Annotated in this window: 20 protein-coding genes; 19 read left to right on the forward strand and 1 reads right to left on the reverse strand. The window is 36.4% G+C overall.

All coding sequences use genetic code 11. The features are described 5' to 3' along the window. Nucleotides 1-80 precede the first annotated feature (80 nt). From UtA1_RS09010 to UtA1_RS09040, 7 genes are all read left to right on the forward strand, one after another. Nucleotides 81-1,802, forward strand: a complete 1,722-nt coding sequence (locus tag UtA1_RS09010; protein WP_096550768.1) for a SulP family inorganic anion transporter — start codon at nucleotides 81-83, stop codon at nucleotides 1,800-1,802. Between the two features lie 516 nt (nucleotides 1,803-2,318). After that, nucleotides 2,319-2,669, forward strand: coding sequence for an anti-sigma F factor antagonist (spoIIAA, locus tag UtA1_RS09015; RefSeq protein WP_016836905.1), 351 nt, complete (start codon nucleotides 2,319-2,321; stop codon nucleotides 2,667-2,669). Next, entirely contained in the window at nucleotides 2,662-3,105 is a 444-nt protein-coding gene (spoIIAB, locus tag UtA1_RS09020; protein WP_016836906.1) for an anti-sigma F factor, read from the forward strand. Before spoIIAA ends, spoIIAB begins: the two co-directional genes overlap by 8 nt. 91 nt (nucleotides 3,106-3,196) lie before the next feature. Beyond that, complete coding sequence (locus tag UtA1_RS09025; protein ID WP_096550769.1) at nucleotides 3,197-3,991, forward strand: SigF/SigG family RNA polymerase sporulation sigma factor; 795 nt, start codon at nucleotides 3,197-3,199, stop codon at nucleotides 3,989-3,991. Further along, nucleotides 3,988-5,445: a spore germination protein gene (locus UtA1_RS09030; RefSeq protein ID WP_096550770.1), complete on the forward strand. Its 1,458-nt coding sequence runs from the start codon at nucleotides 3,988-3,990 to the stop codon at nucleotides 5,443-5,445. The genes UtA1_RS09025 and UtA1_RS09030 overlap by 4 nt, the downstream gene beginning before the upstream one ends. Before the next feature lie 270 nt (nucleotides 5,446-5,715). Further along, a complete protein-coding gene (gene lysA / locus UtA1_RS09035; protein WP_096550771.1) occupies nucleotides 5,716-7,041 on the forward strand; it encodes a diaminopimelate decarboxylase in 1,326 nt (441 codons plus the stop codon). Between the two features lie 202 nt (nucleotides 7,042-7,243). Beyond that, on the forward strand, nucleotides 7,244-7,612 hold the full coding sequence (locus tag UtA1_RS09040; protein ID WP_096550772.1) for a GNAT family N-acetyltransferase: 369 nt from the start codon (nucleotides 7,244-7,246) through the stop codon (nucleotides 7,610-7,612). On the opposite strand, the gene UtA1_RS09045 is transcribed toward UtA1_RS09040, so the two are convergent. Beyond that, on the reverse strand, nucleotides 7,609-8,109 hold the full coding sequence (locus tag UtA1_RS09045; protein WP_096550773.1) for a DUF309 domain-containing protein: 501 nt from the start codon (nucleotides 8,107-8,109) through the stop codon (nucleotides 7,609-7,611). The two genes, UtA1_RS09040 and UtA1_RS09045, sit on opposite strands and share 4 nt — an antisense overlap. 63 nt (nucleotides 8,110-8,172) lie before the next feature. On the opposite strand from UtA1_RS09045, the gene UtA1_RS09050 reads away from it, so the two are divergent. The 12 genes from UtA1_RS09050 to UtA1_RS09105 all read left to right on the forward strand — a co-directional run bounded on the left by UtA1_RS09050 (nucleotide 8,173) and on the right by UtA1_RS09105 (nucleotide 20,832). Further along, nucleotides 8,173-8,946, forward strand: a complete 774-nt coding sequence (locus tag UtA1_RS09050) for a segregation/condensation protein A (protein WP_016836912.1) — start codon at nucleotides 8,173-8,175, stop codon at nucleotides 8,944-8,946. Then, on the forward strand, nucleotides 8,939-9,514 hold the full coding sequence (gene scpB, locus UtA1_RS09055) for an SMC-Scp complex subunit ScpB (protein WP_016836913.1): 576 nt from the start codon (nucleotides 8,939-8,941) through the stop codon (nucleotides 9,512-9,514). Before UtA1_RS09050 ends, scpB begins: the two co-directional genes overlap by 8 nt. Before the next feature lie 12 nt (nucleotides 9,515-9,526). Next, a complete protein-coding gene (locus UtA1_RS09060) occupies nucleotides 9,527-10,516 on the forward strand; it encodes a D-alanyl-D-alanine carboxypeptidase family protein (protein ID WP_096550774.1) in 990 nt (329 codons plus the stop codon). Between the two features lie 162 nt (nucleotides 10,517-10,678). Then, nucleotides 10,679-11,413 carry a pseudouridine synthase gene (locus UtA1_RS09065; protein WP_096550775.1) on the forward strand — a complete coding sequence of 245 codons (735 nt, stop codon included), beginning with the start codon at nucleotides 10,679-10,681 and terminating at the stop codon, nucleotides 11,411-11,413. A gap of 103 nt (nucleotides 11,414-11,516) precedes the next feature. Next, nucleotides 11,517-12,050, forward strand: coding sequence for a thiol-disulfide oxidoreductase ResA (gene resA, locus UtA1_RS09070; protein WP_096550776.1), 534 nt, complete (start codon nucleotides 11,517-11,519; stop codon nucleotides 12,048-12,050). Nucleotides 12,051-12,064: 14 nt separating this feature from the next. Next, on the forward strand, nucleotides 12,065-13,717 hold the full coding sequence (gene resB, locus UtA1_RS09075; protein WP_096550777.1) for a cytochrome c biogenesis protein ResB: 1,653 nt from the start codon (nucleotides 12,065-12,067) through the stop codon (nucleotides 13,715-13,717). Then, complete coding sequence (gene ccsB, locus UtA1_RS09080; protein ID WP_016836918.1) at nucleotides 13,714-14,895, forward strand: c-type cytochrome biogenesis protein CcsB; 1,182 nt, start codon at nucleotides 13,714-13,716, stop codon at nucleotides 14,893-14,895. Before resB ends, ccsB begins: the two co-directional genes overlap by 4 nt. Nucleotides 14,896-15,046: 151 nt before the next feature. Then, nucleotides 15,047-15,763, forward strand: coding sequence for a response regulator transcription factor (locus tag UtA1_RS09085; RefSeq protein WP_016836919.1), 717 nt, complete (start codon nucleotides 15,047-15,049; stop codon nucleotides 15,761-15,763). Then, nucleotides 15,756-17,537, forward strand: coding sequence for an ATP-binding protein (locus tag UtA1_RS09090; protein WP_096550778.1), 1,782 nt, complete (start codon nucleotides 15,756-15,758; stop codon nucleotides 17,535-17,537). Before UtA1_RS09085 ends, UtA1_RS09090 begins: the two co-directional genes overlap by 8 nt. Before the next feature lie 276 nt (nucleotides 17,538-17,813). Continuing rightward, complete coding sequence (locus UtA1_RS09095) at nucleotides 17,814-18,938, forward strand: IS4 family transposase (RefSeq protein WP_096550779.1); 1,125 nt, start codon at nucleotides 17,814-17,816, stop codon at nucleotides 18,936-18,938. Between the two features lie 162 nt (nucleotides 18,939-19,100). After that, nucleotides 19,101-19,634 (forward strand): RNA polymerase sigma factor SigX, encoded by a 534-nt coding sequence (locus UtA1_RS09100; protein ID WP_026018951.1) that lies wholly within the window; start codon nucleotides 19,101-19,103, stop codon nucleotides 19,632-19,634. Continuing rightward, on the forward strand, nucleotides 19,624-20,832 hold the full coding sequence (locus UtA1_RS09105) for a hypothetical protein (RefSeq protein WP_096550780.1): 1,209 nt from the start codon (nucleotides 19,624-19,626) through the stop codon (nucleotides 20,830-20,832). Before UtA1_RS09100 ends, UtA1_RS09105 begins: the two co-directional genes overlap by 11 nt. Nucleotides 20,833-20,890: the final 58 nt, after the last annotated feature.

Genomic DNA, 20,890 nt, shown 5'->3' on the forward strand with positions numbered 1-20,890 from the left:
AAAAATATGACAAAAATATGAAAAATGTATATTATTAACTTAATAAAGCAATAAAAGAGAAAATTAAAGAAGGGATAAGAGTGGGTAAAATTTGGCGGGGGAGATTTGAAGGGTATTCGTTAAATTCTTTTAAAAAAGATTTAGTTTCAGGGACAATTGTTGGAATAGTCGCTATTCCTTTAGCGATGTCTTTTGCGATTGCCTCTGGTGTGAAGCCAGAGTATGGAATTTATACGGCAATCATTGCGGGGATTCTTATTTCACTATTTGGGGGATCGAAATATCAAATTGGTGGACCAACAGGTGCTTTTGTTCCTATTTTATTAGGCGTTGTACTTGTATATGGCTATGAAGATTTGCTGCTTGCCGGTCTGATGGCGGGAATTATGCTCGTATTAATGGGTGTATTGCGACTAGGAGTGCTTATTCAATATATTCCTAGACCTGTTACAATCGGTTTTACTGCTGGGATTGCAGTAATCATTTTTACTGGACAAATTGCTAATTTTCTAGGATTGCAAGGTTTGGAGCAGCATGAGCGTTTCATTGATAACATGTGGGAAATCGCCTCTCATTTGAATACAATGAATGTCTATAGTATTTTTATTGCCATATTATGTTTGGCTATCATCCTCATTACTCCTAAAGTGTTGCCAAAAGTGCCGGGGCCATTAATGGGCATTGTTATTTCGTCAGTTGTTGCTGCTATTTTCTTTAATGGACAAGTGGCTACCATTGGTTCTACTTACGGAGCTATTCCTAACACATTGCCACAATTAAAATTACCGGAAATTTCCTTTGAACGATTGGTGTCTTTGTTGGGGCCAGCTTTTGTCATCGCCATGTTAGGTGCAATCGAGTCATTGTTATCTGCAGTAGTTGCTGATGGCATGACAAATAGTAAACACAATTCAAACCGTGAATTAATTGGACAAGGTATAGCGAATATGGTAACGCCACTATTTGGTGGTATTCCTGCAACTGGTGCAATTGCCCGCACAGCAACGAATATTAAGTTCGGAGCTACATCGCCTATGTCTGGTGTTATTCACGGACTATTTGTTCTCATCACATTATTGTTGTTTGCGCCTTTAGCGGTGCATATTCCGTTAGCAAGTTTAGCTCCTGTGTTAATGGTTGTTGCATGGAATATGAGTGAGCGTAAACATTTTGCTCATGTATTAAAACTAAAATCAGGGGATTCACTTGTATTAATTATTACGTTTTTACTGACTGTTTTTACAAGTTTAACAATCGCAGTGTTTGTAGGATTGTTGTTGGCCATCTTGATATTTGTAAAACGAATGAGCGACATGCTGATAGTGTCGAAAGTATTGCCCGACCATAAAAATAACGGAAAAGTTCAATCCCATGTCGTAAGTGAATCTCGGGATTGTCCTCAAATTAGTATCTATACAATTGAAGGTCCACTGTTTTTCGGTGCAGCCCAAACCTTTGAAGAACGAATTTTAAAGTCCCTTCACTATAAACCGCAAATTCTTGTACTTCGAATGGGGAAAGTGCCATTTATTGATGCAACCGGTGAGGCATATTTGCGAAATATTGTTCGCAATTTTAAATCACAAGGTGGACGACTGCTAGTAACAGGCGTACAACCAAGTTTGAAAACCTTATTAAATAAAAGTGGTTTAACAAATGAAATAGGTGAACATAACTTTTTCGAACATACTGGAGATGCCATTAATTGCGCATTAGGATGCGTTAACCGAAACAGTTGTATTGGATGTAAACATTACGCTTTCCGTGAATGCGAAGAATTATCAACAACAAAAATTAGTTAAAATGATTGGAAGGACAGATTTGAAAGTATTTTGGTTCAAATCTGTCCTTAATTATGTTTAAAATTCTCCCTTTTTTTCCATACTAAAGCTGATTAGGTAATCTCTTCTTATCTTGAGGTTTCATGATGACGCCAAATTCCAGTGCAAAAAAGCATAGGTCAAGTGGAATAAGGGAAGGCGGGTTGGATAACTGAATTGTAGGATTGAAGCATTATTTGATTGAATGCCAATTGTATGCTGTGAGTTAATAGATTTATGAATTGATGACGCCTTTCCAGATGAGCTTGCAATCCATTTATCGACTCCTACTAGCGTTCTTCGTTATTTCGCAAGCTCGTCAAATTGATTCGTTTGTATAGGTGGTGGATGAAGAAAGCATGAGAAACGAGTAAAACATATTATTTAAAAGTTTTTGTCGTATTTTTACTAGTTTCGGCGAATTTCTTCTACTATTGTCAACCGAAAGGGATTTTGACGTGCTATGTGGAATTGCGAAGGGAGGAGGCGATGTAACGGATGAATTTTGAAATAAATATGGAAAGAGATATTGCCATCATTCGACTATATGGCGAATTGGATCATCATGAAACCGAAAAAATTCGTACTCACATTTCTCAAACGATTTTAAAAGGAAATCTGCACACTATCATTTGGAATTTAGAGAGATTAAATTTTATGGACAGTTCAGGGATTGGCCTCATCTTAGGCCGCATGCGAGAGTTAAGTGCGGTCAATGGACAAACCATCATTTTAAACCCTTCAAATACGATGAAAAAAATATTTCAATTTTCGGGGTTAAGCAAGTATGTGATGGAGGGTAAAGAAGAAGAGGCGATCTTATATGCAAGGGGGATTGTGAATGGATAATGAAATGACACTTTCATTTGTAGCTTTAAGTGAAAATGAGAGCTTAGCGAGAATTGCGGTAACAAGTTTTGTGGCTCAATTAGATCCAACAATTGATGAACTATCTGAATTCAAAACGATTGTTTCAGAAGCTGTATCCAATGCAATCATTCATGGATATGACGAGGATGGCAAAGGGATTGTCACTGTTCATGCAGTTCGTGAAGGAGATGTCGTTTCAGTAGCTGTGAAAGATCAAGGAAAGGGGATTCCAGATATTAAAAAAGCTATGGAGCCTTTATTTACGACAAAGGCAGATATGGAACGGTCTGGGATGGGCTTTACAATCATGGAAAGTTTTGCAGATCATCTTCAAGTGGAATCTGAACCTGGTGTTGGAACGGTCGTTACTTTTTCCAAAAAATTTCACTCGATGAAAATGACGCAAATATCTTAACAACATGAGTGAAATTCAACACCTTTGAGTTTAAAAGAATAATTTTTGAATTGGATGCCAATATTAAAGGTATTTGGAAGAAGTAAGGGGGATGAGGACAATCGAACAGCCGTCCAATGTTTTGTTAACGCAAGAAGAGATGCGGGAGCTCATTAAGCTTGCTCAGGCCGGCGATATGGAAGCACGAAAACAGATGATTGAAGGAAATACGCGGCTCGTATGGTCGATTGTTCAACGCTTTGCTTCTCGAGGAGTAGAGCTTGAAGATCTATTTCAAATTGGTTGTATTGGATTAATGAAATCGGTGGATAAGTTTGATTTATCATATGATGTAAAGTTTTCAACCTATGCTGTTCCAATGATTATCGGAGAAATTCAGCGCTTTTTGAGAGATGATGGAATGGTGAAGGTTAGCCGTTCCATCCGAGAGTTAAATTTTAAAATACGTCAAGTCACCGATGAATACTTAAAGACCAATGAGAAGCCGCCTTCAGTCTCAGAATTAGCGGAAATGCTTGGTGTGTCACAAGATGAAATTTTAGTGGCAACTGATGCAATGAGAGATCCGGCGTCTCTTCATGAACAGTTGTTTGAGTCAGAGGGAGACTCCATTACGTTAATGGATCAAATGAAGGATGAAAAATCTGAATTACCGTTTCAATATATTTCATTAAAAGAAGTATTGAAAAAGCTTGATAAGCGAGAACAAGCAATCATTTACTTACGTTATTATTTAGATTTAACGCAAACGGATATTGCTGAAAGGCTTGGCATATCTCAAGTTCAAGTATCAAGGCTAGAAAAGAAAATCTTAGCCCAATTAAAACAATGGATGGATACTTCATCAAATACATCAAGTAAAACAAAAAAGACGGTGAATAAATGACGAACAAAATTTTTGCATCATTGGATGAAGCGAAAGAGTTCTTATATTCAAAATTTGGTAAAGATGAATCTTTCGATGTCTGCATTAAAGAAGTTCATGTCAAAGATTTGCCTGTACTATGCGTATATATCAGCGGTCTTGTTGATGGAATGACGCTCACTGTGCAATTAACACCGCTTTATTTTGATAGTGAAGAAAAACAATCTGCTCATCCGGTTAAAAATGACGACATCTATTTTGACAATATGTTCAACTTTTATGGAAAAGCTGAGCCGAAAGATAAAGAAGAATTTCTGCTCGGCGTTTTAAGTGGTCAAGTTGGGTTTGTGACACAACAAGGCTACGCCTACTTAACAGAGATAAGAAGTTATCCAGGTCGTCAACCGGATGAACCGGATAATGAAAAAGTTATTCGAGGTTCCCGAGATGGGTTTGCTGAAAACATTATGCTAAATACGGCGCTCATTCGCAGGAGAATTCGAAGCCCAGAGCTGCGTTTTGAACTATATAAAATCACAACAAACGGAAGAACTGATGTTGCAATTGCCTATATTAAAGATATTGTCAATGACAAACATTTAAAGTGGTTGAAGCAACGTTTAGAAGAAATTAACCACGATGGATTGACGATGGCAGACAAAACATTAGAGGAGTGGATTTTTAAACAAAGGTTTCACCCAGTTCCGTTTGTTCGGTATTCGGAAAGACCAGATATTGTTGCCGCCCATTTGCTTGAAGGCCATATTGCCATTATCGTTGATACGTCTCCGTCGGTTATTTTGCTGCCGATTACGATCTTCCACTTAATGCAGCACGCCGAGGAGTATCGACAATCACCCTTTGTTGGTTCAACCGTTAGATTTTTACGTTATACTGCAATTCTTTTAAGTTTAACATTTATGCCGATTTGGTATTTGCTGGCCACCCATGAGCAATATTTACCGGAAGCACTTGATTTTATCGGTTCAAAAGAAGAATCGAATATTCCATTATTATTGCAAATCATCATTGCCGACTTAGGTTTGGAATATTTGAGAATTGCGGCAATCCATACACCAACGCCACTATCCACTGCAATGGGGTTAGTAGCGGGTGTAATCATTGGACAAATTGCCATTGATGTAGGTTTATTTTCACCTGAAGTTGTACTTTATGCAGCAGTTGTCGCAATATTTACTTTTTCCATTCCAACCTTCGAATTAAGTGTTTCCATAAAATATTTCCGTTTTATCGTATTAGGTTTAACAGCCTTATTTGGACCTAGTGGATTTTTCATCGGCTTCTTCTTCATCTTTTCGTATTTTTGTGCACTAAGGCCGATGCAAATTCCTTACATGTGGCCACTAATACCATTTTTCCCCAAAGCCTTTTTAAGGGTATTCATTCGATTCCCGATGGCAGACGATGCCCTCAGGCCATATATTGTTGGAGCAAAGCAGCGGAAACGTGTTTAAATTCAGTTGCGAAAGATGTGCGCCTATGTTAAAGTTCAAACATAAAACTAAAAATTTAAGGCTGTCCAGTGTCAAAATATTCAATCTATATTGTATAGATGATTTAATTCAAGGAAAGTTGGCGAAATTGGGCTTTCCTACCATTTTATCTGCTGACTGGTAGATGGAATTCATAAAGTTGAAATGGAATGCTTAGTGTTTAGCCGATCCTTAGAGGAAAAAGTTAGAATTTTTGACATGGACAGCTTATTTGTATACGGAGGGGAATCTATGCACTTATACGGAACTCAAACAATCGGAGAAAATGGCCATTTACATATCGGTGGTGTTGATACAGTTGAGCTAGCTAAAGAATATGGGACTCCACTAATCGTTTATGACCTAGAATTAATAAGAAATCGTGCTCGCGCATTTAGAGACACTTTTATTAAACATGGTGTTGAAGCACAAGTTGCATATGCATCGAAAGCATTTTCATGTATTGCAATCTATCAATTTGTTAACGAAGAAAATTTATCGCTAGATGTTGTGTCTGGTGGAGAATTATATACTGCTATAAAGGCAAACTTCCCCGCTGAACGCATTCATTTCCATGGAAACAATAAATCTTATGATGAATTAATCCTCGCCTTTGATGCAAAAATTGGTTGTATCGTTGTAGATAATTTCTATGAAATTGAACTATTAAAAGAAATTTCAGAATCTCGAAAACAATCGATGAATATTTTATTGCGTGTCACTCCTGGTGTGGAAGCACATACTCACGATTTCATTACAACTGGACAGGCAGATTCTAAATTTGGTTTTGATTTATATAACGGTCAAGCCGATGAAGCATTCAAGCTAGTTGCGAATCATGAATATTTAAATTTACTAGGTTTACATTGTCATATTGGTTCTCAAATTTTTGAAACGGACGGCTTTAGTTTAGCTGCAGGGAAATTAATTGAAAAAATTGGCGAATGGAACGATGCATTTGGCTTCCAATGTAAAGTACTTAATTTAGGCGGTGGCTTTGGCATCCGCTACACAGAAGAAGATCGTCCTCTTGAACCCCATGTGTATGTTGAAGAGATGGTCAAAACAGTAAAAGAGGAAGCTTCAAAACGTCGTTTAGCAATGCCTGAAATTTGGATTGAACCAGGACGTTCCCTAGTTGGAGATGCAGGAACTACATTATACACTATTGGTTCTCACAAAGTCGTACCAAATATCCGTGAATATATTGCAGTTGACGGTGGAATGAGCGACAATATTCGTCCAGCATTATACAATGCAAAATATGAAGCTGTCATTGCTAATAAAGCAAATCTGCCAAAAGATTACACTTATACTGTGGCTGGAAAACTATGCGAATCTGGTGATAAACTAATTGAGGATGCTCCTCTCCAACAAGCAGAACCTGGTGATATACTCGCAATTTTTTGTACAGGTGCTTACGGCTATGCAATGGCTTCTAATTATAATCGTGTGCCGAGACCAGCAGTTGTCTTTGTGGAAAAGGGTGCACATCAACTAGCAATTAGAAGAGAGAGCTATGAAGATATTATTGTAAACGATCAAGAATATCATTTAAACAAGGTGAATAAATTGTGAAATTTTCAAAATGGACATTGTTAGGATTTTTTGTCGTTTTTTGTTTAGTATGGGCATTGTTTTACATTTTTGTACTAATTCCTAAACTTCAGTAAATGAATTGAGATGCTGGTAATTTCTGGGTGAAATTTGATTCTTAATTTGAAATCGTGTACGATAGTAAAGAATGTTTGTATGCGATAAGAAAACGAGGGAATGATACATGTTAGTACGTTATAAAAAATCACTCGAAAAAATTGCGATGGGTTTACTTTCGTTTATGCCCCAAGAAAAGGACGTCAAAAAATTAATGGAAACAATGCAGTCTTATGAACAAGAAGACAATTGGCAATTATATTTATGGAAAAAAGATGATGAGTATGTAGGAATTGTAGGCGTATTAGAGGAAGATTCTGTAGCGACGATTCAGCACATTACGGTTGTTCCTTCCTATAGAGGTGAGGGAATTGCCAAGCAAATGTTAAAAGAATTAAAAACATGTGGTGAATATACAGAAATCAAAGCTTGTGAAGAAACAGAACCCTTTGTTAAGAAATGCTTACATAGCTTACAAGAGGCAGACGAAAATTAACGTCTGCCATTTCTTTTTTCTTCACGCATTGTTAGAATATCTGAACGATCGCGCAGCATATGCTTATGAAGAAGAAATTCATGGGACAACGGTGGAAGTGATGAAATCTTGCCATTGACTTTTTCTATTAAATCACGATTCATTAATTTGATTTGAAAAGCTTTGTATGGTTGATTGTTTTCTATGGCATCAATACTTTTTAAACAATCGTTACATAATTGCTGAAAATCGATATAATCAAAAAATGGATGTCCTTGATTGGATAAAAATTTTTTGTAGGCTTTTCTCATTATGCGATGAGCGCCGGGAAGATTTCCTCTTCGCCAATGATATAAGCCGGTCGCCAATTGTATATACCCAACGAGAGGATGTTCTTTTTTTCCAGGTGCAATTGTCTTCCAATATTCCTCTAAAACTTCGTGACATTCAAAATAATCTTGATTACCATTGAAATATGCGCAAAAATCGATAAATAGCGGATGAAATAAGGGATGCATAGTGAATATGAACCTCTTTTCTCTATACTCATTTTTTAATATGAAACGCAAGGTGTGTGACATATGTATGAAGTAAAACTAGATGCTTTTCAGGGACCACTTGATTTATTATTGCATTTAATTCAACGTTTGGAAATTGATATATATGATATCCCGATGGCAGAATTAACCGCTCAATATATGGAGCATGTTCAAGCAATGAAGGTGCTGGAGTTGGATGAAGCCAGTGAATATTTAGTGATGGCTGCAACACTCCTTGCCATTAAAAGCCGGATGTTACTCCCGATTCATGAAGGGGAGATGGAAGAAACAGAATTTGAGGTGGAAGAACCCGATCCAAGGGAAGAATTAGTCCTAAAGTTAATTGAATATAAAAAGTATAAAGAAGCAGCAATTGAATTGAAAAAGATGGAAGAAAATCGACCAGAGAACTTTACAAAGCCGCCAAGTGACCTGTCTCCATTTATGCCGGATGAGCAACTTGCATTGTTTAATGCAGACGTCAATATTTATGATTTGCTGTACGCATTTCAAAAAATGCTTCGAAGAAAACAATTGAGAAAGCCATTAAAAACGACTGTAAAAAAACAAGATATTCCAGTTAAAGAACAAATGTTAAGAGTTGTGGATGTGCTGAAAAAACGGGGTGGTAAATCCAGCTTTTCAGATCTCTTCCCTTATGAAGATAGATCCACAATCATTGTTACCTTTTTATCGCTGTTAGAATTGATGAAACGTCAAGTTGTTTTCGTCGAACAAGAAAGAAACTTTGAAGATTTGACCGTGATTTTGCAGAAGGAGGAACGATTAGGTGAACTCGAAGATCTTGATGGCTAGGATGGAGGCATTACTATTCGTTGTAGGAGATGAAGGACTGACGGTTAAACAACTGGCGGAATTATTAGATGTAGATGAAGTTGATATCGAAGCTGGATTAAGTGAGTTAAAAACCCTTTATGAAAATAATGATGCATCTGGTCTTACAATAAAACAATTGTCTGATACATATTTATTAACAACAAAACCAGAATTAGCAAATACGATCAAAAAATTAGTTGAAAATCCAAATAGTCAAGTACTTTCAACAGCCTCATTAGAAGTTCTTGCAATTATTGCATACAAACAACCTATTACGAGGACAGAAATTGAAGACTTGCGCGGTGTGAAAAGTGAACGTCCTATCCAGACTCTCGCATCACGAGGTCTTATTCGGGAAGTCGGACGAGCAGAAGGTACAGGACGAGCTATTCTTTACGGAACAACAAAAGAGTTTTTAAATTATTTTGGACTATCCGATTTATCAGAGCTTCCTCCATTACCTGAAGGTGATGAAGATGTTGAAAATGAACAAACAGATCTCTTTATGACAAAGTTCCAAGAAGTATTTCATAATGAAAATGAATAAAGGAGTGGCTAAGTGAAATTAGCTAAATTTATCATTACTTTCGCTTTTTCATTGATGTTTTATTTCTCGCTCCATCATGTTGTAAAAGCATCTTATGTTGTCATTGATGCAGATACTGGAAGAACATTGATTGGAAATAATGAGCATGCAAGAATGCCCATAGCAAGCCTTACAAAAATTTGGACTGCACTTATTGCTATTGAAAATAGCAATTTAGATGATGAAGTTGTTATTTCTCGAGAGGCTACAATGAGTGAAGGGTCATCAATTTATTTAGAACCAGGCGAAGTGGTCACTGTAGAAACATTGTTGTATGGTCTTATGCTTCGATCAGGGAACGATGCAGCGTACGCTTTAGCGGAACATGCAGGCGGATCTGTTGAAGGATTTGTCGATTTAATGAATGAAAAAGCACTATATTATCGCTTAAATCAAACATATTTTACTAATCCTTCAGGCTTGCATCATGATTTGCATTTATCCAGTGCCTATGATACTGCCCAAATGTTAAGAATTGCTTTAGAAAATGAAGATTTTTTAAAAATTGCATCAACGATTCAATATAAAAGTAATACGAAAAATGGAACGACGTGGTTAAATAAACATCGCTTACTCCGAGAGAATGTTGGCGCTGTAGCAGGAAAAACTGGATACACAAAAGTAGCTGGAAGAACTCTTGCAACGTATTTTGAAAAGGAGAATGAACGCATTATCGTCGTAACATTAAACGAAGCCAACGATTGGCAAGTACATAAACAACTTGCAAATCAGGTGTTTGAAGAGTATGATGTGAAAACGATTGTAAAAAAAGGAAAGTATAAAGCGAATGATAATATTACAGTTCAGCTGAAGGAACCAATTAAATTACTGATCTCGGAAGAAGAAGAAGATCAATTGCAAAACGTGTTGCATCTATCACGAAATCAAGATGTTAAATTCGGCATTTGGCATGTGTTTTTAAATAATGAAAGTATTTATTCAACAAAGGTAAAGTTAAAATAATAACATATAAAAGCTGTCCGAAACGCTCTTATTTTTCGGGCAGCTTTTCACTTGTATAAACTGAGTTGTTTTTCTTTAATATTGAGACAAAATATGACATAATTTTCATCAGTAAAGAAGCTAATGAATTATAGTTATATGTATTTAGAGGTGAGTCATCAAATGGAAAGGCTTCAGAAAGTAATTGCTCAAGCAGGTATTGCTTCCAGAAGAAAAGCGGAGCAATTGATATTAGAAGGAAAAGTGAAAGTTAACGGTGAGGTCGTTACAAAACTCGGGACAAAGGTTTCAAGAAGCGATGTTGTAGAAGTGAATGGTATAAAAGTAGAAAGGGAAGAAAAAGTTTACTACTTATTCTATAAGCCAAGAAGTGTCGTATCAACGGTATCCGATGACAGAGGACGAAAAACAGTATTAGACTTTTTTCACGATCACGTGGAAGAGCGAATTTTCCCTGTAGGTCGACTAGATTTTGATACATCGGGCTTAATATTATTAACGAATGATGGCGAATTTGCTAACTTAATGACCCATCCGAAATACAAAATTGAAAAGACATATATTGCAAGGTTAAAAGGGATTCCGAGTTTTGAAGATATCAAAAAATTGCGGAGAGGTATTATGCTTGAGGACGGTATGACTGCTCCTGCAAAGGTGAACATCAAAAAAGTTGATCGAAAAGCAAATAAAGCAATTTGTGAAATTACCATTCATGAAGGGAGAAATAGACAAGTACGACGCATGTTTGACGCAATTGGAACGCCTGTTGTCAAATTAAAACGTGAAAGATTTGCTTTTCTTGACTTAAAAGGATTAAATGCAGGAGAATTTCGGGAACTTACTGCCCATGAAGTGAAGCAGTTGCGCGTGTTGGCAGAAACAGGGAAAATCGGTTGATACTATGTTCATAGTGATAACCTTCATAAACATTTCAAATTTGGCCTTTAAATATTTGCTATAATGAAAGAGATTGGAATGTTCTCTTCAAGGAGGTTGCTGAATGGAAAAGAAAAAGAAACGTTTGATTATTAGAGGAATCATACTTGGAGTATTGGCTTGTGCAATTATTTATACAATATACAATACTGCGACAAAAGATACAGTAGAGGTTTTAGCTGATGGAGATACAGCTCCTGATTTCGAATTAGTAGATTTAGAAGGGAACACACATCGTCTATCCGATTACAGAGGTCAAGGGGTATTTTTAAATTTCTGGGGCACATGGTGTGAACCGTGTAAAAAAGAAATGCCTGCGATGGAACGACAATATCAACAATTTAAGGATCAAGGTGTACACATTTTAGCAGTAAATATAGCTCAGTCCAATTTTGAAGTAGAAAATTTTGTTGAGCAGTATAATCTTACTTTTCCAGTAGTCATTGATAAAACAAAAAGCGTGATGCAAGCTTATAATGTCGGGAAATTACCTGCAACTTATTTAATTACTCCGGAAGGAAAAGTGAAAAAAGTTCCTCCTGGTGAATTGTCAGAAGAACAAATTCAATCTCTTATGGAGTCAATTAAGCCAGAATAGGAGTATTTAAAATTATGGAAAAAATCTCATGTGTTTGTGGTCATGAAAACCCATTTGGTACAAAAATTTGTGAAAAATGTGGTAGACCATTATCTGAAGAAGCGAAAGCTCAAAAAGTTCTTGATATGCGATACGATGGTACAGCCATTCGTTCTAAAACATACAACAAATCCATTATTGATAAAATCTGGAATTTCTTTTCGAGTGTTAAAGTGGGCGTTTCGTTAATTATTATTACGCTTGTTGCATCAGCTCTTGGTACGATTTTTCCTCAAGAATTTTACGTTCAAGTGGCTACACAAGAAGAGAAAGCGCTTTATTATAAACAAAACTATGGCGTTTTTGGTGAACTATATTACAATTTAGGTTTATCTGATTTGTATAGTTCGTGGTGGTATCAGATTCTAGTAGGGCTATTAGGAATCTCCATTATCGTAGCAAGTCTTGACAGAGGTCTTCCTCTATATAAATCGTTAAAAAATCAACGTGTAAAGCGCCATGAAAGCTTTATGAAAAGGCAGCGAATTGTTGCTCATGGGCCAGTAACAGAAGGCGATTCTTCGAAAACCCTTGATTTAATTGAAGAAAAAATGAAAAGTTTACGTTATAAAGTTCGTCGAGATGGAAACGCTTTATTGGCAGAAAAAAATCGCTTTGCCCGCTCTGGTCCATACATAAATCACCTTGGGCTCATTATTTTCTTGCTAGGAGTAATGTTACGATTCCTACCGGGATTCCACGTAGATGAATCGATGTGGATTCGCGAAGGAGAAGTTCGTGCGATTCCTGGAATGGATGGATATTTCCTAGAAAATAAACAATTTATTTTAGAAACTTATGACAATGATCCAACGAGAGCACAAATTGAACAAGGTGTTGCTGCCATTGCGAAAAACTATCAGACGGATGTAAAGTTATATAAACAGGCTGAAGGTGCAGTGTTAGGGGATACGGAAAATATGGAACTCGTTAAAGAGTATTCCATTCGTGTTAACTACCCATTAAAATATGATGGTTATGCTATTTATCAAATGGATTATCGATTAAATGAATTAAAATCAATGACGTTTGAATTAACCCATAAACAATCTGGTGAGTCTCTTGGATCGATGAAAATTGATTTGACAAATCCAGAAAAAGAATATGTTTTAGGGGAAAATACAAAAGTTCAAATCTTGAACTACTACCCAGACTTTTCTGGACTAAAAGATGGTGTTCCTCAAACTGCATCCCAATATCCAAATAACCCTGCTTTTGTGTTTAAAATGATGACACCGGATAAGCCAGAAGGGGAAGTAAGTTTCGTTTCAATTGGTGCTTCTCCAATTGAAGCGGGGGAAAATGAATATAAAATGACCTTTAAAGGTGTAGAAACAAGAAATGTATCAGGATTAACAATTCGAAAAGATGTAACGATTCCTATCTTGATTATTGGTGGAGTTATTTTCTTATTAGGATTAGCAATTGGTTCTTATTGGAATCATCGTCGCCTGTGGGTACAACAATTAGAAGATGGCAAAATTATGCTTGCTGCCCATACAAACAAAAACTGGTTTAGCATGAAAAAAGATTTAGATGTTGTGACAGAATATGCGCATTTACCTCAATATATTGACCAACTAGAAGAAAAAGATGAGAAGGATAAGGAAGGTGACGGTGCCGAATGAGTTTAATTGATATTAGTGGTAATTTACTTTTTATAGCATTCTTTGCATATATTATAGGTACGGTTTTCATAGCGGGTTCCATTAAAAGAAACGATGGTGCTGCTAGTAGAGCCGAAAAATGGGGAAAAATAGGAATTGTGATTGCAATTATTGGTTTCATTTCCCAGCTAGGCTATTTTATTACCCGTTGGATCTATGCGGGACATGCTCCTGTAAGTAACATGTTTGAATTTACTACAGCCTTTGGAATGTTCCTCGTTGGAGCATTTATATTAATCTACTTTATGTATCGTGTTACGGTTCTTGGTTTAGTGGCATTACCGATAGCAGTATTATTTATTTCTTATGCAACAATGTTCCCAACAGAAGTAACGCCACTTGTGCCATCGCTACAAAGTAATTGGCTAACTATTCACGTTGTAACAGCGGCAATTGGACAGTCGATTCTTGCTATTAGCGCAGTGGCTGGACTTGTTTATTTACTAAAGGAAGTAGATCCAAAAACAAGCTCAAGGGAACGTTTTTGGCTTGAAGCCATTTTATATTTCTGCGTAGTTGTAATCGGCTTTGTACTTGTAACGATTACATTCCGCGGCATGGGATATGAAGCACAATTTACTTATGTTAATAATAATGGTATGGAATCTGAAATCGTTTATAATATGCCGGCATTATTCGGAATGAATGAATCTGAATTAAAAACGGAAGGCGTTATGGAGCCGCTAGTCGAAATGCCTGCGATTATTAATGCGAAGAAATTAACGACTGTTGTATGGTCATTCTTGGTTGGAACGATTCTATACTTGTTATATCGCTTCATTGTGCGAAGACCGATTTGTGAGTTGCTTCATCCTTTAGTGAAAAAAGTAAACTCTCATTTAGTTGACGAAATTGGATATCGTTCTGTATTAATCGGATTCCCTGTCTTCACATTAGGGGCTCTCGTCTTTGCCATGATTTGGGCACAAATAGCTTGGGGTCGATTCTGGGGATGGGATCCAAAAGAAGTATGGGCTCTCATCACTTGGTTATTCTATGCAGCTTATCTTCATTTACGTTTATCTAAAGGATGGGAAGGAAGAAAGTCTGCTTGGCTCGCATTAATCGGATTTGCAATCATCATCTTTAATCTCGTCTTTGTAAACTTAGTGATTGCAGGACTCCATTCATATGCATAATTTCTATATACTATAATAAACGTATAAATATTAATAAAATGTGAAAGCTCTCCTCAAAACTATGGAGAGCTTTCTTAATAGTCTTTAATTTTTATTCATAAAATTGTACAATGAATGTAGGTAGAGATTGCAAAGAGAGGGGTTAGACATCGTGTCTGAAAAAGTGTCTATTTTAGTTGTAGATGATGAAGATCGCATTCGTCGCCTGCTAAAGATGTACTTAGAACGGGAAGGTTACGAGGTAGATGAAGCTGAGAACGGTGAAGTAGCGTTAAAAAAGGCACTAGATAATGATTATCATTGTGTCATTTTAGATATCATGATGCCGGAGAAAGACGGATTACAAGTTTGTGAAGAGTTGAGAGAGAAGAAATCTACTCCCATTATTTTACTGACAGCAAAAGGCGAAGAAGCAAACCGTGTGCAAGGTTTTGAATTAGGTGCGGACGACTATATCGTAAAACCATTTAGTCCACGAGAAGTGGTGTTGCGAGTGAAAGCGATTTTACGCCGCTCAAGTGCATTAAATCAAGTTTCTAGTACTACTACATCTCGAGATATCGTTGTGTTCCCTCATTTAACTATCGATAATGATGCACACCGAGTAACATGTGATGGACAAGAAGTAAACTTAACACCGAAAGAATATGAGCTACTTTACTTCTTAGCTAAATCACCAGATAAGGTATTTGATCGCGAACAATTGTTAAAAGAAGTATGGCACTATGATTTCTTTGGTGATTTGCGCACAGTCGATACGCATATAAAGCGCTTACGTGAAAAGTTAAACCGCGTATCAGACAAAGCAGCTAAAATGATTGTAACCGTTTGGGGCGTAGGTTACAAATTCGAGGTAATCAATGACTAGAATATGGAATAGTATTGTCGGGAAGCTATGGGCAACCATATTGCTTCTCGTTTCGTTTGTGTTATTTATTTTCACAGTTGCCATGCTTGAATTCTTAGATGATTTCCATATGAAACAAGCGGAAAGTTCGCTTAAGCAAACAGCAACGACCATCTCGAACATTGTTGCACATACAGATATCGATCAAATCACCGATGAGTTGTTGGAAGACTTATTAAATGGAGATACAAATGGATTTATTGCACTAAATAATCAAACTGTTATATCCAGTTATCAAACTGGAATAAATCAAGAAAAAATTCGAAATGCTTTGTTAAATTCTAAGGAATTTCAACGAGTCTTAGATACGAATGAACCGCTTATAAGACAAATGATTTTATCTTCTCAAGCGGATGAAGATAAAATGGAATCCTATTTTGTTTTAGGCTATCCATTGTCGATTGAGCATGAAGTGCAAGGAGTTCTATTTATTTATCAAAACCCTTCTGCTCTTCACGAAACGACGAATCAAACGACGAAGATTGTCTTTCTCTCAGCATTTATCGCCTTTGTATTAACAACATTTTTTGCCTTTTTCTTATCTTCCAAAATTACGTTACCTCTCCGAAAAATGCGTGCCTATGCATTTGATATTGCAAAAGGTAAGTTTGATGAGCAATTGCCAACAAATCAAAGCGATGAAATTGGTCAATTAGCTGTAGCTTTCAATCAAATGGGGCGTCAGTTAAAACATCATCTCGAAGTCATTAATCAAGAAAAAGAACAGTTGTCTAACATTCTCACTTCAATGACAGATGCGGTAATTACGTTTAATCGTGATAAAACGATTTTGCTGAGCAATCCTCCAGCTGATCGATTATTACAACGTTGGTTTATTCGAAATGGGGTCGATAAAGAATTATTCTTACCAGAAGAAATTTATGCCATGTTAGATCATGTTCTAACTTTTGAAGATAAGTTGGAAGAAGATTTGGAAATAGACGGTTCGTACTACCGCATCACCATCAGTCCATTAAAAAGCAGTGGACAAGCAATCCGTGGCGCGATTGCAGTCATACGTGATATGACTGAACAAATTAAATTGGATAAATTACGTTCAGACTTTATTGCTAATGTTTCTCATGAATTAAGAACGCCAATTGCCATGTTGCAAGGATATTCAGAAGCAATTATTGATGGTGTTGTTGAGTCAGAGGAAGACAAGAATGAGATGATTAAAATTATTTATGATGAGTCTCAACGAATGGGTCGCCTAGTAGCGGATTTATTGGATTTAGCTCGAATGGAATCTGGACATACGACGCTTGTAAAAGAGTCTGTACCAATCAACCCTGTCTTTGAACGAATTACGCAAAAGTTTAGTCAAGTGGCGAAAGAAAATCATATTCAATTAATGTTCCATACGGAAATGTCAGATGATGTATTGATAAATATCGATGAAGACCGAATTGAACAAGTGTTAACAAATTTAATTGATAATGCGATACGTCATACACCAGAAGACGGCAGTGTAACGGTGTCATTGGAACAAGAATTATCTTATTTGAAAGTGCAAGTATCTGATACAGGAGAAGGAATTCCGAAAGAAGATTTACCATTTGTGTTTGAACGTTTTTATAAGGCGGATAAGGCGAGAACACGCACGAGGAAAGTTGGCACTGGCTTAGGACTAGCTATCGCTAAAAATATCGTTGAAGCCCATAATGGTAATATACGAGTTGATAGTGAAGTTGGAGAAGGAACAACTTTTACTTTCTATTTGCCTTTAAACTAAAATAGTTTATGGATCAGAATTCGTGGATATTCTAGGTAAATGAGTTGCAGAAATTTGGAAAGATAGGACTTGCCATTCTGCATAAGTATGGTACTCTTTTACCTGGAGTAGAAGCGAATTCTTTTTTTATATAAATGTTGGCACTAGCGTCGCATTAAAATAATTTAACACCTTCAAATAAACCGAATTTTCTGAAATATAATCTAAACACAAAAAAATCCTTTATAATGGTTGGGTGGTAGTAAACCATCCAAATCCAATACAAAGGATAAAACCATGGATAAGTATACACGAAAAACATCATTTGAACAATGGTTTTCACCGATTAATCGTCCATTATTTGACGACCTAGTGAAAACACATCAATTAAATCACTATACCAAGAAGCTTTATATGGCTTCATTTATGAAACTGCTTTTGTATGCCCAACTCCATGAAACCGAGAGTTTACGGGCGTTGAGTGACGCTGTCTTTTTAGAAGAATTACAACGAGCAACGGGATTGGAATCGATTAGTTTTTCACAGTTAGGGAGACGAATCAACGCCATTCCAACGGTTTTCTTTCAATCGATTTTTCTCGATTTAGTGGCACAAATTCATCGGAAAACCAATTTCCAAACAAGAAGAAAAGTGACAACGCCTTTGAAAATCATTGATTCGAGTACATTACCGCTTAATTTGACCAATCATAAGTGGGCAGAGTTTCGAAAAACAAAATCAGGAGTAAAGCTTCACTTACGACTTGTTTTTATGGAAAAAGGACTCTCCTATCCAGATAAAGCCGTACTCACGAATGCCAACGAACATGATCGTGGTCAACTAGAAGTATTCGTGGATGACAAAGAATGCATGTACGTGTTTGATCGTGGTTACTTGGATTATAGGCGCTTTGATCAAATGACGGAAGATGGCTATTTCTTTGTGACCCGTTTGCGTAAAAACGCTGTTGTCCGAGTGTTAGAATCCTTTTCGTTACCAGAAGATTCACCCGTATTCTCTGATGAAATGGTTGTCATTGGGACACCACAAAATCGTTCTGAAAACGTGTTTCGCTTACTCAAATTGCATGATACAAAAGGAAATGAGCTTCATTTACTGACAAATCGTTTTGATTTAAGTGCAGTTGAAATCGCTGAAATCTACAAGTCACGCTGGGCGATTGAACTGTTCTTCAAATGGATGAAGCAGCACCTGAACATTAAAAAGTTTTTTGGTCACAGTGAACAAGCCGTCCACAACCAAGTGTACGTTGCGATGATTGTGTATTGTTTAAATGTATTAGCACAGCTGAACGTAAATAGTGACCGAAGTTATTTACAAATTAGTCGTTATCTAAAGGCATCTTTATGGAAATCGGCTCACATTTGGTTACGAAAAATCGAAGGAAACGGCGTCCCATAAAGGTTTGCCAGTCGTTGTTGCACAAGTCATAGATTATAGTAAAAAAATGGATGTTTACTACCCTCGCTTAGGTGTTTTCGTTTTTTCTCTAAAGTCCAGAAAAAAATGAAACATTTTACGATTTGAAACGACAAAATTAATAAGGATGGAGGTGGCATGGATTTGAAAGAATCCATATTCCATCGACTGTATGATCAATATCATCAAGATGTATTCCAATTTTTAATCTATTTAGTAAAAGATCGATCGGTTGCGGAAGATTTGTCTCATGAAGTATACGTTCGTGTTTTAAAATCATACGAACGTTTTCAAGGGAAAAGTTCTGAAAAAACTTGGCTTTTTGCTATCGCAAAAAATGTAGCAATTGATTATTTTCGAAAAAATGCAGTTCGCTCAGCCCATTCTTTTACCGCCTTTGATTGGGAAACAGAACAACTAGTATCACCAACAAAATCACCAGAATCTTTCATAGAATTAAATGATGAGACGAGGCAAATACTAGAGGCGCTGGAAAAATGTACAGGTGATCAACAAATGGTGATAATTATGCGCTATTTTCAGGAATTATCGATTGCTGAAACTGCAGCAATTTTAAATTGGACAGAAGGTAAAGTCAAAACAACACAACACCGAGCAATTAAACAATTGCGAGAATTACTATCACGAAACAAGGAGGCGAGTCAAAATGAATCATGAACATTGGGATGAGGATCGAATTGAAGAGCTATTAAAAAATGTTCCAAAAATTCATGATGTCCGTTCAAAAGAAGAAGTATTTGAACGATTAAAAAGAGATGGAGTATTTGATGAAGAGCCTCCGAAAAATTCACCAATTATTAAAAAGAAAACGAAAATTATGCCATGGTTGATTGCTGCTTGTGCTGCGTTATTTGCAGCTGTTCTCATACCATCTTTGACGAACAATTCAATGGAGGAACAAGCAATATTAAATAGTGAACAAGATGATTCCAGTGGAGATCAACAGGAAATGGAAACTTTTGCTCTTCCAAATGACATGGAAGAAAAGGAAAACTTTGCACCTATGTCAACATCGGACGCTGATATTAAAACTGCTGTATATCCTGAACAATTGGAAGGAAACACTCTTTTCAAGATTGGTCTTGCAAGCGATGAAGCAGAAAGCATTCCAGTAACAATCTTAATCCCAAATGAAAAAATTGTAGAAGATTTTGGAAAAGACAATCCAACACAGGTGGAGTTATACAATGAATATGCTCCGCAGTTAAATGAAAAGTTACTAGGGTTTAATGAATATCATCCATATGTGGGTGAAATAACAGAAAGTGAAGGAAAGGTTATTCATAAATTACCGAATAATCATCCATATGATGAAGATGCGGCAACTTATTATGCTACTTTAACAGATACCTTCTCTGATTACAGTGAAATGGAAATTGTTGATGAAAACAGCGAACCGGTAATTTTAGAAGATATTGGGGAAGAATATACCCTATTAACTGAAAAATCAAAGCAACATAGTTACTTTAAATATGTGCAAAATGATGGATCGGAGTTTTTAGCACCAAATTTTAGAGAAACTTATTCAACAGTAGAAGAAGCAATGGAAGCGTTAAAGGTAAGTACAAATGATATTTACAAATCAGTGATTTTACCCAATGCTGATTATTCCGTATCTGTCAATCATGATGTAGTAATAATTACATTTAAAAATCGCTTAGATTTATTTGAGTATAATCAAGTGGAAGCGATGCAAATGATTGAAGCGATGTTATTAACAGCAGCTGGATTTAATAAATCGGTACAATTTAAAAACATTGTACAAACAGAATGGGAAGGTTTCGATTTTACAAAACCGTTGCCAATTCCAGTTGGACCGAATGAGTTGCCATATACTGTATTAGAAAATAGATAAAGTTTTCCATTTGGGTATTTTGAAATTGATTGAGAAGAAGTATTAGAAATGCCGGGAT

The sequence above is a fragment of the Ureibacillus thermosphaericus genome, from assembly GCF_002370195.2.
In the GTDB taxonomy this organism is placed as follows: domain Bacteria; phylum Bacillota; class Bacilli; order Bacillales_A; family Planococcaceae; genus Ureibacillus; species Ureibacillus thermosphaericus.